The sequence below is a fragment of the Kribbella turkmenica genome (genome assembly GCF_004348725.1).
GTDB classification, from domain to species: domain Bacteria; phylum Actinomycetota; class Actinomycetes; order Propionibacteriales; family Kribbellaceae; genus Kribbella; species Kribbella turkmenica.
Genome location: NZ_SMKR01000011.1, coordinates 56,660 through 67,411, shown reverse-complemented (window position 1 = coordinate 67,411; position 10,752 = coordinate 56,660). Strand labels below are relative to the sequence as shown.

Genomic DNA, 10,752 nt, shown 5'->3' with positions numbered 1-10,752 from the left:
GGGTGGGGGATTCTTCACCGCCATCTGCGACTCATTCGGGCGGCCGCCGGTTCGGCACTGGACAGGCGTCGAGGCGCTGGCCGGGCCGGACGCAGACCTGCCGGCGATGAGCGCGACCAAGCACACGGAGGCGATCGCCCGCGACGTGGATCCGTCGGGACCGGTTGCCGAGGCGTTCGAGACGCTGCGGACGACGGCGGCGCGAGACGATGTGCACTCGGCTGCCCTGGCCGTGGACCCGATGCGTTGGGACTTGGTGCATTTCACCCTGTGGAGTTCGCCCGAGCCCGGCGCGGTGCCCGGAACGCGGTACCAGGTGCTGCACTTGTCCACACCCGGGACAAAGCACCTGCTGGGACGCTGATTTCGCCGTATCTTTCCAGACATGAAGTACACGAGCCCGCATCTTTGACGCCCTGACCGCCTACCGAGGAGCCTGTCCGGCCGCATCGTCGCGTACGAGGCGCTGCAGGACTTCATCCCGCTGTATCCGCTGTACCAGTTGCTGTTCACCGACCACGGGTTGTCGCCCGCCCAGATCTCGATGCTGTTCGTCATCTGGTCGACGACCGCCTTCGTCCTCGAGGTGCCGTCGGGCGCCTGGGCGGACACGTACTCGCGGCGCAAGCTGCTGATCTTCGGCGCGCTGATCAGCGGGCTCGGGTACGCGGCCTGGGTCACCGTGCCGTCGTTCGCCGGATTCGCGCTCGGCTTCGTCCTTTGGGGTGTGTCGTCCGCGCTGATCTCGGGCACGTTCGAGGCCTTCGTGTACGACGAGTTGGCCGCGCGCGACCGCACCGACACGTACGCCGGGCTGCTCGGCCGGGCCCGGTCGGCCGCCTTGGTCGCCAACCTGGCCGCGACCGCCTCGGCCGCACCGTTGTTCGACCTGGGCGGCTACGTGCTCGCCGGAGTCGTCAGCGTGCTCAGCTGCCTGGCGCAAGCGGTGGTGGCGTGGTCGTTTCCGGAGGCACCACGGGCGACCTCGGCCGGAGAGCCTGGCGATCCCGAGGCCGAGCCGGTGCCCACGACGACCAGGGTTGCGCTCGCCGAGTACTGGGTGACGCTCAAGGCCGGAGTGACCGAGGCCCTGACCAGTCGTCCGGTTCGCAGGGCGGTCCTCCTGGTCTCCCTGCTCGGTGGATTCCTCGCGTTCGACGAGTACTTCCCGTTGCTCGCCCGGGACGCCGGCGCCTCGACGACGGTCGTGCCGCTGCTGATCGCGGGCACGGTGGCCGCCCAGGCGGTCGGCGGTGCGCTCGCCGGACCGGCCTACAAGTTGCCAGCGGCAACGTTTGCGGCCGGGCTGGGAGCGACGGCGGCGTTGATCGCCTGGGGTGCACTGAGCGGGACGGCCTGGGGCTTTGCCCCGATCGCGCTCGGGTACGGCGTGATGCAACTGGTGATCGTGGTCGCGGAGGCGCGGCTGCAGGACTCGATCACCGGTGCGGCGCGGGCGACCGTGACATCGGTGTCCGGGTTGTTCGCCGAGGTCTTCGCGGTCGCGGTGTACGCGGGGTTCGCCCTCGGGTCCTGGTGGTTCAGCCTGTCGGTCCTGGTGGCTGCGCTGACGGTCCCGGTCCTGCTGTCGGCGATCGCCGTACCGTTCGCGTTGCCGCCGGCGAGATATTCGGTGTCCGCCGAAGTGTCGGACGCCTAGCCTCGCAGGCATGAAGAAGGAGACGGTGCTGGCGGCGGGCGCGGCGACGGTGACGGTGGTGCTGTGGGCTTCGGCCTTCGTTGCGATCCGTCATGTCGGGCAGGAGTTCTCGGCCGGTGCGCTGTCCCTGGGCCGGTTGCTGGTGGGGAGCCTCCTGCTGGGTGCGTTCGCGTTCACCCGGCCGCGCCGCTGGCCCGCCAGGGGTGACTGGAAGTTCCTGCTGGTGTGCGGCCTGTTGTGGTTCGGCGTCTACAACCTGGCGCTGAACGAGGCCGAGCAACGGCTCGACGCCGGCACGACCGCAATGCTGGTGAACATCGGCCCGCTGCTGATCGCCCTGCTGGCCGGCGTACTCCTGCACGAGGGTTTTCCGCGGCAGTTGGTGATCGGCAGCGTCGCCGCGTTCGGCGGGGTCGTGCTCATCGGTCTGTCGTCGTCCGAGGGGCAGGCCGAGACGTGGGGCGTGGTGCTGTGTCTCGTCGCGGCGGCGGCGTACGCGATCGGGGTCGTCTCGCAGAAGCCCCTGCTGACCAGGCTGCCCGCGCTCGAGGTGACCTGGCTGGCGTGCGTGATCGGAACGGTCAGTTGCCTGCCGTTCGCGCCCGCGCTCGTCCGGGAGACCGCCGACGCGCGGCCGTCGACCATCTGGTGGGTCGTCTTCCTCGGCGCGTTCCCGACCGCGATCGCCTTCACGACCTGGGCGTATGCGTTGGCCCGGACGACGGCCGGGCGGATGGGTGCGACGACGTACCTGGTCCCGCCGTTGACGATCTTCCTCGGCTGGCTGCTGCTCGACGAGAGCCCGGCGCCGCTGGCCTACCTCGGCGGAGCGCTCTGCCTGGTCGGGGTTGCGATCTCGCGCTACCGGTCGCGGCGGACCGCGGCAGCGAATCCGGTGGTCAGCACGGTCAGCCCGGACTCGAATCCGCTGTCGAAGTCGTAGGCGAGCCCCTCCGGGCCCAGTTCGCCGACCACTCGCGCGAGCGTCGGCGCCTTGCCCGCGGGCAGACCCTGCACCCGGGTCAACAGGTCGGGCGCCAGTTCGAACGTTTCGGCACGCACCGCCGCCTCTCCGAGCGTGAAGCCGTGGATGAAGTCGACCAGAGTGTTCACGGACTCGAAGATCTGCCGTGGCGCCAGGCCGGCTCGGTCGAGCGCGCGGTAGAACGGCTCGACGGTCACGACGACCACGTCCGACACCGCGGCCGGGTCGGAAAGCACCTGCAGGGCGAGGTTCGGATGCGCCTGCAGCGCGTTCCGGTAGGACCGCGCCGCGTCCTTCACCTGTTCCTGCCAGGGCACCGCGTCACCCGGATCGGGTTGCTCCAGGTCGGCGAACACCAGTTCCGCGAGGCCTGCCAGGACGGCGGCCTTGTTCGGCAGGTGGTGGTAGAGCGACATCGGGTTGACTCCGAGCGTCGAGGCGAGCCGGCGCATGGTGAGCGCGTCGATGCCTTCGTCGTCGACGATCCGCAGCGCCGCCGTCAGGATCGCCTCCCGGCTCAGCCGCTCCTCGCCGGCGCGAGGCCGTCCGGACCGCTTGCCAGCATTAACCATACGCCGTATGGTACATAACCATACAACGTATGGAAAAGGAGCACGGAATGAAGGCGTTGGCGGGGAAGGTGGCGTTGGTGACCGGGGCGACCCGGGCGGCCGGCCGGGGGATCGCGGTCCAGCTGGGTGCCGCCGGCGCGACCGTCTACGTGACCGGGCGCAGCACGCGGGGGCGGCGGTCGGAGATGAACCGGCCGGAGACGATCGAGGAGACCGCCGAGCTGGTCGACCAGGCCGGCGGCCACGGCATCGCCGTACCGACCGATCATCTGGACCCCGAGCAGGTCCGGGCGCTGGTCGACCGGATCGAGCGCGAGCAGGGTGCGCTGCACATCCTGGTGAACGACATCTGGGGTCAGTTCAGCGAACCGGAGTGGGACAAGACGGTGTGGGAGAGCGACCTCGACGACGGCCTGCGGCTGCTCCGGCTCGGTGTCGACACGCACGTGATCACCAGCCACTTCGCCTTGCCGCTGCTGATCGAGTCGCCTGGTGGCCTGGTCGTCGAGATGACCGACGGCACGAACGAGTACAACGCGGACAACTACCGCGTCTCGTTCTTCTACGACCTCGCCAAGGGCGCGGTCAGCCGGATGGCGTTCGCCCTCGCGCACGAGCTCGACAAGTACGACGCCACCGCTGTCCTGCTGACGCCCGGCTGGCTGCGGTCCGAGGCCATGCTCGAGGGCTTCGGCGTGGCCGAGGCCAACTGGCGGGACGCGACCGAGCGAATCCCGCACTTCGCGATCTCCGAGAGTCCGTCGTACGTCGGCCGCGCGGTGGCCGCCCTGGCCGCGGATCCCGGCGTACGGCGCTGGAACGGCAGGTCGACGTCGAGCGGCGAGCTCGCCCGGCTGTACGGCTTCACCGACCTCGACGGGAGTCAGCCGGACGCGTGGCGCTACATGGTCGAGGTCCAGGACCCGGGCAAACCGGCCGACACCACCGGCTACCGCTGAAGCTGGTACGGCGCGCAGACCTCGACGCCGTCGCCCGGCGTCGGCAAGGGCTGCACGTCGCCGGTCAACCCGGCATGCGGATGGGCGGCCACGACCGGAATCCCGGACGCGGCCGCCACCGCGAGCACCTCTCGCCGCGACGTGACCGCTCGCGCGGGATCCCGTTCGTACACGTAGGTGAGCTCGGGCCACCGAGCCTGCGCCGGATGCACCAACACGTCGCCCGCGAGCACCGCCCGCGCGGTCAGCACGGACTGATGCCCGGGCGTGTGTCCTGGCGTCGGCAGCAACCGCATCCCACGCAAGCCGATCTCGCCGTCCACCGCCCTGAGCTGCCCGGCGTCGACGATCGGCCGGATCATCCGCTCGTACGTCGCCCCGCCGCGCACGTGCTCGAGTTCGGCACGCTGGACGACGTACTCGGCGTTCGTGAATCGCGGTTGCTCACCGTCGGTGCTCCAGCCGACGTGATCCAGATGCACGTGGGTCAGCACGACGGTGTCGATGTCTGTCTCCCGGACGCCGACCTTCGCCAGCAGCGCCGGCAGCCGCCCGCTCACTCCCAGCCACGCTGCCGCCTCGCCGCCCGCGGGCCCGATCCCGGCGTCTACCAGCACGACCCCGCCCGCGCCGGTCAGCAGATAGCTGTGGAAATGCAGCCACCATCCCTGACCCTGGATGTTGCCCGGCATCACCTCGGCGGTCCACGCTGCGTGCGCCGGCGTCCAACCCGGCAACGCCTCCTCGATCGGCTCGGGAAACACCGCCACCGCATCGCACAGCACCGTCACGTCCACGGACCAAGTCTGGGTCAGGGGAGGAGCATCCAGGTGGCCAAGCCGGCCATCAGGACCCCGATGCCGGAGTCGAGGACCTGCCACGCACGCGGCCGGGCGAACAGCGGCGTGAGCTTGCGGGCGAAGAAGCCGAGCGCGAAGAACCAGCTGAAGGAGGCGGTCACCGCGCCGAGCCCGTAGATCCAGCGGCCGTCGTCGCCCCGCTGGTTGGCGAGCGAGCCGAGCAGGACGACGGTGTCGAGGTAGACGTGCGGGTTGAGGTAGGTGAACCCGAGACAGGTGAGCAGGACGCTGCGGAGCGCGGCCGGCGCGTGGTTCGACGGGCTGAACGAGTCGGGCTTCAGCGCACGCCGGAAGGCGAAGGCGGCGTACACGTAGAGGAAGGCGGCGCCGCCGTACTTCGCGATGTCGAGAGCCAGTTCGCTGCGGGTGAGCAGCGCGCCGAGACCGGCGATCCCGCTGGAGATCAGCAGCGCGTCGGACAGCGAGCAGATCAGCACCACCGGCAGGACGTGCTCGCGGCGCAGGCCCTGGCGCAGGACGAAGGCGTTCTGCGCCCCGATCGCGATGATCAGGGACAGCGTCGTGGCGAAGCCGGCGAGGAGGGACATGCTTCGACCGTAGGCACGCGGAAATGATCAGAACAGCTAAAGATTCTGGTGTGCCATTAGCATGACTTCATCATGCAGATCGACTCCGCACAACTCGACACGTTCGCGGCCGTGGTCGACGAAGGCAGCTTCGACGCGGCGGCGCGGCGGCTGAACATCACGCCGTCGGCGGTCAGCCAGCGCATCAAGGCCCTGGAGGGCAGACTCGGCCAGGTGGTCGTGATGCGCGGCAAGCCGGCCCGGCCGACGGAGGTGGGCGAGGCGTTGCGCCGGCTCGCGCGGCAGGTCTCGCTGCTGGAACTGGAGGCGATCGCCGCGATCCGCGGCCGGGCCGACACGCTCCGGCTGCCGATCGCGGTGAACGCGGACTCCCTGAACAACTGGTTCCTGCCCGCGATGCTCGACCTGTCCCGGCAGCACGCGGCCCGGTTCGTCGTTCACCAGGAGGACGAGGAGCACTCGGCCGGGTTCCTCCGCAACGGCACGGTGCTGGCCGCGGTCACCGCCGATCCGCGGCCGGTCCAGGGCTGCCGCGTCGTACCGCTCGGCAAGATGCGCTACCTCGCGGTTGCGACGCCGGAGTACGCCGACCGCTGGCTGACCGGGAGGCCACTGGCCGACGCGCTCGCCGAGGCGCCGATGATGGTTTTCAACAGCAAGGACCTGCTGCAGCACCGGCTGATCCGCAAGGTCACCCGCCGCCGGCTCGACCCGCCGACCCATGCGGTGCCGGCGCCAGGGGCGTTCCACCAGGCCGTCCGGATCGGTCTCGGCTGGGGCATGATCGAGGACGAGGTCGCACAGCCGGAACTGGCCGCCGGCCGCCTGGTGGACATTGCCCCCGGCAAGTACATCGACGTCCCGCTCTACTGGCAGCACTGGAAACTGCAGTCCGAGGTGCTGGACGCCCTGACCGCGGCGGTACTCCGGGCAGCGTCGCAAGGACTCCGCTGACGCTCAGTCCCAGCGCATGGCCATCGGGTTGTCGGCCGGGATCAGACCGGACGCCATCAGCGTCGCGCTCAGCGGACGGACGAGGCCCTCGAGCTCGGTGGTGAGCTCGTCACCGAGCGCACGCCACCCCTGGTCGGCCAAGACGTCCGTCGTCGCTTCGACCTGCTCGCGAAGCTGCCGGCCGTTGTCGGTCAGTCGACCCGCCGGATCCAGCAGGCCGCGACTCCGCAGATCGTCCTCCGCCGCTGCCCAGTCGTCGTCGCTCCACCGGCGATTGACCTGGAACACCTCCTTCGAGGGCCCACCCGCGGCCGAGATGGTCACACAGGCCTGACACGGACTCAGGCCGGCGCCGACGAGGGCCGCGACGTGCCCGTCACCGCGGGACTCCCGCAGGGTCGTCGTCGCCTGCCACAGCGCAAGGTGGGGTTCGTCCGGCCACGCCAGCTCCGCGTTGGCCGCTGCGATCGGCCGTCCGGCCACGGGCGCCAGCTCGGCGGCCTGACGGCCCAGGTCGGCTGCGCGACGGAACGACGTACCCGGGAAGAGTCGTCGTACGGCGGAGTCGACCGCGCGGAGGCGGGCGTCGAGGAGTTGGGCGGGCGACGCGTAGCTCCAGGCATCCGGGAGGGCGCGAGCGACCATGGCCGGGTGGAAGTTGTAGAAGACCGCCGCGACCAGTGCCGGGCCGGCGGGACCGAGCGGGGCGGCGCGGCAGCCGAAGTAGCTCATCCAGCCACCGCGCAGGCCTAGCGCGTCGGTCTCCCGCCTGGTGTCCGGGGCGAAGTACGTGATCGCGTGGTACGGCTCGAGGGCCTTCCACATCCGCCGTGCGCGGGTCATCGAAGCGGCCGGTGCATGACGTGCAGGCCGACGTACCCGTGCTTGGGGTGCTCGAAGGCCTCCGGGACCGTGCCGATGATGGTGAAGCCGAGCTCCTGCCAGAGGTGGACGGCCGGCTCGTTCGTCTCGACGACCGCGTTGAACTGGATCGCCCGGAAACCCTCGTCCCCGGCCCAGGCGATCATGTCCTCGCAGAGCAGCCGCCCGACACCCTTGCCCCGGGCGGCCGAGTCGACCATGAAGCTCGCGCTGGCGACGTGTGAGCCGGGGCCCGGGCGGTTCGGGTACATGCTCGCGCTGCCGAGAACGGTGCCGTCGGCATCGACCGCGACCGTGGTCCGGCGGAGTGGATCCGCCGGCGGCGACATCCACAGCGCCCGGCCCTGCTCCTCGGTCAGCTCCGGGTCGTACGCGTAGGTCTCACGTGCGGTCACGATGTCGCGGAAGAACGGCCAGATCGCCGTCCAGTCGTCCGCGGCAGCGTTCCGGATCTGTCCGGTCATGGGGCCTCCCGGCCTGGACTGAGGAGCGGAGGGAGCGAAGCGACCGGAGCGACGAGGGAAGGCCGGGAGACAGAGCCCCATGACCCGCCGCGCCGGAGGCGTGGCATATGCACTGACATGGTGCGAGAAGCATCACCCGTCGGGCGGAGGTTGCCAAGCGCATATCCGTGCGGCCGTAGCATTGCCGGGGATGACAGACATCGTGGTTCACGGGTTGCCGCGCTGGAGTCTGGCCGTGCCCCCGCTCGCCTTCGCCGTCCTGCTGCTGTCCTGGGGCCGTGACCTCGGCGCGCTCCTGCTGATCCTGGTCTGCGCCGGTCTCGGGTCCGCGGTGATCGCCGCCGTCCACCACGCCGAAGTGGTCGCCCACCGGGTCGGCGAACCGTTCGGCACGTTGATCCTGGCGCTGGCCGTGACCGTGATCGAGGTCGCCCTGATCGTGACGCTGATGGCGTCCGGCGGCGACAAGGCGGCGTCACTGGCCCGGGACACCGTGTTCGCCGCGGTGATGATCACCTGCAACGGCGTCCTCGGGTTGTCGCTGGTCGTCGGGTCGCTGCGCCACCACGTCCAGGAGTTCCGCGTCCGCGCCTCCAACAGCGCGCTGGCGGTGATGACAGCGCTCGTCACGCTCAGTCTGGTGCTGCCCACCTTCACCACCAGCGCGCCCGGTCCGCAGTTCAGCGCCGCGCAACTGGCGTTCGCCGGGGTCGTCTCGCTGGTGATGTACGGCGTCTTCGTGTTCGTCCAGACCGTCCGCCACCGCGACTACTTCCTCCCGGTCTCGTCCGGTACGCCGGACGTGCAGCGGCACCGAGACGTCGAGCAGCTCGTGGTCGCCGTCGACGAGGACCACGAGGAGCACGCGGTCGCGCCGAGCAGCAAGGTCGCCCTGATCAGCCTGAGCCTGCTCTTCGTCTGCCTGGTCGCGGTCGTCGGCCTGGCCAAGACCGTGTCGCCGAAGCTCGAGTCCGCGGTGGATTCGGCCGGCGCGCCGCTGGCCGTGGTCGGGGTCGTGATCGCTTTGCTGGTGCTGCTGCCGGAGACGGTTGCCGCGGTACGCGCCGCACTGCGCAACCGCCTCCAGACCAGCGTCAACCTCGCGCTCGGGTCGGCGCTCGCCAGCATCGGCCTCACCATTCCGGCCATCGCGGTCGCGTCCATCTGGCTCACCGGCCCGCTGGTGCTCGGCCTGGGCGGCAAGGAGATGGTGCTGTTCGCGCTGACTGTGGTGACCGCCACGCTGACGCTTGCCACCGGGCGTGCGACTCTGCTGCAGGGGGCTGTCCACCTGATGGTCTTCAGCGCGTTCCTGTTCCTCGCGGTCAGTCCATGACGGTTCTCAGGTAGTCGATCACGGCCTGTTGACGGCCGTGTGCGGCCCAGCTCATCGCGTCGCCGCCGTACATGGTGTCGCGGACGGTCGGGTCGGCACCCAGCTCGATCAGCTTCTTGACGGTGTCGAGATGCCCGTTGAGCGCCGGCCTGTGGAGGGGTGTGGTCTGCCGCAGGATGTTGAGGTCGAACCCCAGATCCTTCAACGGTTGCAGGGCTTCGGTCCGGCCGATCTCGGCCGCCCGGATCGCCAGGTACGGGTCCCGGGCGACGGCGCGGGCCGCGAGCTCGGGGCCGGTGTCCGGGGTCTCACCGCGCATGATCGCGGCGAACACCTCGTGGACGTCGTCCAGCGGCGCCGCCCCGTGTGCGCGGAGGAGCGCGGCGACCTCGGTGTGACCTTGGACGGAAGCCAGCTCGTAGGGCCGGTGTCCGTGGTACGCCGGGTGTTCCGTGCCCTTGCCGTCGGGATCGGTGCCCTGGGCAAGAACCAGCTCGGCGCGGCGGAGCTGTCCTTGGTAGGCGGCGAAGACGAGCTCGTCCTCGAGCAGCTGTTGCGGAGTCGGGTGCGCCGCGGTCAGCCGCTCGTGCCACGGACCGCCGTCGCCGCGGCCGAGGCCGTACTCGAGCAGGAGCTCCAGGTGCACCTCGTCGTACGGCGGCGGTGCGCCCGGGCCGCAGTTGTACATCGTCTGGCTGTCGTTCGGGTCCGTGCCGGCGTCGAGAAGCAGGCGGGCCAGCTCGAGCCGGTCGCGATGCGGTGGCTGGTCGCCCTCGCCGCGGCCGAAGACACCCGTCAACGCGGTGAACGGGGACGGCAGTCCCTGCCAGAGGTAGCCGGCGTTCGGATCGGCGCCGTGCTCGAGCAGGAGCCGGGCGATCTCCACCTGATGAGGTGCGTCGAGGCGGCTGTAGGTCAGGTAGAGCAGCGGCTCCCAGCGGTACGGTCCGCCCTCTTCCCGTGCCCGCTGGGGAAGCTCCGCCCGTACGGCGGCCGGCTCGCCGGCCACCACCTTCGTATAGATGTTGCTGAAGGCAATCTCCGGGAACCGGTCGAGCAGCGCCCGCGCCGAACGTTGCCGGGCGGGATCGTCCTCTCCGTAGTGCAGGGTCGCCAGCCGGAGGAACTCGTCGGCCCGCTGCTCGGGAGTGTCGAGCGGACCGCCGATCTCCTGGCGGTGCGGCGACCGGCTGTACCGGTCGACCAGCTCGAGATGCCGCACGATCCGCGGCCAGCTGGGGAATCCGTAGCTGCGGGCGATCACCAGCTGGGCATCGGCCAGCGTCCGCACGGGATGGAACTCGGCGGCCAGCGCGCGGGCCGCGGGATCGTCGGCGCGGACCTGTTTGAGCAGCGCTTTGGCCTGCTTGCGCAGGTGGTCCAGGTGCGGGTCGTTCGGGAGATTCCGGGTCGGCATCGCGACCTCCTCTCTACGAGCCTGCTGTCCGCGTCGTCAGGCGAGAAAGGAGGTGAACAACACCTGTTGCACCATTCCGTGATCCAGGTGGGCTGAGCCCTTCCCGCGGACCGGT

At 70.3% G+C, this 10,752-nt stretch carries 12 protein-coding genes; 6 read left to right on the top strand and 6 right to left on the bottom strand.

Annotation, left to right across the window (positions count from 1 at the left end):
• From E1218_RS04460 to E1218_RS04450, 3 genes are all read left to right on the top strand, one after another.
• On the top strand, nt 1-364 hold a 364-nt coding region (locus E1218_RS04460), incomplete at its 5' end, for a DUF4865 family protein (protein ID WP_132316507.1).
• Nucleotides 365-502: 138 nt separating this feature from the next.
• On the top strand, nt 503-1,660 hold the full coding sequence (locus tag E1218_RS04455; protein ID WP_233712000.1) for an MFS transporter: 1,158 nt from the start codon (nt 503-505) through the stop codon (nt 1,658-1,660).
• Nucleotides 1,661-1,670: 10 nt separating this feature from the next.
• Nucleotides 1,671-2,603, top strand: a complete 933-nt coding sequence (locus tag E1218_RS04450) for a DMT family transporter (protein WP_132316503.1) — start codon at nt 1,671-1,673, stop codon at nt 2,601-2,603.
• Here E1218_RS04450 and E1218_RS04445 read toward each other — a convergent pair.
• On the bottom strand, nt 2,522-3,217 hold the full coding sequence (locus E1218_RS04445) for a TetR/AcrR family transcriptional regulator C-terminal domain-containing protein (protein ID WP_132316501.1): 696 nt from the start codon (nt 3,215-3,217) through the stop codon (nt 2,522-2,524). The two genes, E1218_RS04450 and E1218_RS04445, sit on opposite strands and share 82 nt — an antisense overlap.
• Before the next feature lie 47 nt (nt 3,218-3,264).
• Between E1218_RS04445 and E1218_RS04440 the strand changes: the two genes are divergently transcribed.
• The gene (locus E1218_RS04440) at nt 3,265-4,176 is read left to right on the top strand and encodes an SDR family oxidoreductase (protein ID WP_132316499.1); all 912 of its coding nucleotides are present in this window, start codon (nt 3,265-3,267) and stop codon (nt 4,174-4,176) included.
• On the opposite strand, the gene E1218_RS04435 is transcribed toward E1218_RS04440, so the two are convergent.
• On the bottom strand, nt 4,167-4,973 hold the full coding sequence (locus tag E1218_RS04435) for an MBL fold metallo-hydrolase (RefSeq protein ID WP_132316497.1): 807 nt from the start codon (nt 4,971-4,973) through the stop codon (nt 4,167-4,169). The two genes, E1218_RS04440 and E1218_RS04435, sit on opposite strands and share 10 nt — an antisense overlap.
• A gap of 14 nt (nt 4,974-4,987) precedes the next feature.
• Nucleotides 4,988-5,584 (bottom strand): LysE/ArgO family amino acid transporter, encoded by a 597-nt coding sequence (locus E1218_RS04430; protein WP_132316495.1) that lies wholly within the window; start codon nt 5,582-5,584, stop codon nt 4,988-4,990.
• Between the two features lie 72 nt (nt 5,585-5,656).
• Here E1218_RS04430 and E1218_RS04425 point away from each other — a divergent pair, with 72 nt between their 5' ends.
• Complete coding sequence (locus E1218_RS04425; protein ID WP_132316493.1) at nt 5,657-6,538, top strand: LysR family transcriptional regulator ArgP; 882 nt, start codon at nt 5,657-5,659, stop codon at nt 6,536-6,538.
• Between the two features lie 3 nt (nt 6,539-6,541).
• On the opposite strand, the gene E1218_RS04420 is transcribed toward E1218_RS04425, so the two are convergent.
• Together E1218_RS04420 and E1218_RS04415 are read right to left on the bottom strand one after the other, a co-directional pair.
• Nucleotides 6,542-7,381, bottom strand: coding sequence for an SCO6745 family protein (locus E1218_RS04420; RefSeq protein ID WP_132316491.1), 840 nt, complete (start codon nt 7,379-7,381; stop codon nt 6,542-6,544).
• On the bottom strand, nt 7,378-7,884 hold the full coding sequence (locus E1218_RS04415) for a GNAT family N-acetyltransferase (RefSeq protein ID WP_132316489.1): 507 nt from the start codon (nt 7,882-7,884) through the stop codon (nt 7,378-7,380). The genes E1218_RS04420 and E1218_RS04415 overlap by 4 nt, the downstream gene beginning before the upstream one ends.
• Before the next feature lie 190 nt (nt 7,885-8,074).
• On the opposite strand from E1218_RS04415, the gene E1218_RS04410 reads away from it, so the two are divergent.
• Nucleotides 8,075-9,220 carry a calcium:proton antiporter gene (locus tag E1218_RS04410; RefSeq protein WP_132316487.1) on the top strand — a complete coding sequence of 382 codons (1,146 nt, stop codon included), beginning with the start codon at nt 8,075-8,077 and terminating at the stop codon, nt 9,218-9,220.
• Here E1218_RS04410 and E1218_RS04405 read toward each other — a convergent pair.
• Nucleotides 9,210-10,637: an ankyrin repeat domain-containing protein gene (locus E1218_RS04405; RefSeq protein WP_132316485.1), complete on the bottom strand. Its 1,428-nt coding sequence runs from the start codon at nt 10,635-10,637 to the stop codon at nt 9,210-9,212. The genes E1218_RS04410 and E1218_RS04405 overlap by 11 nt on opposite strands.
• Nucleotides 10,638-10,752: the final 115 nt, after the last annotated feature.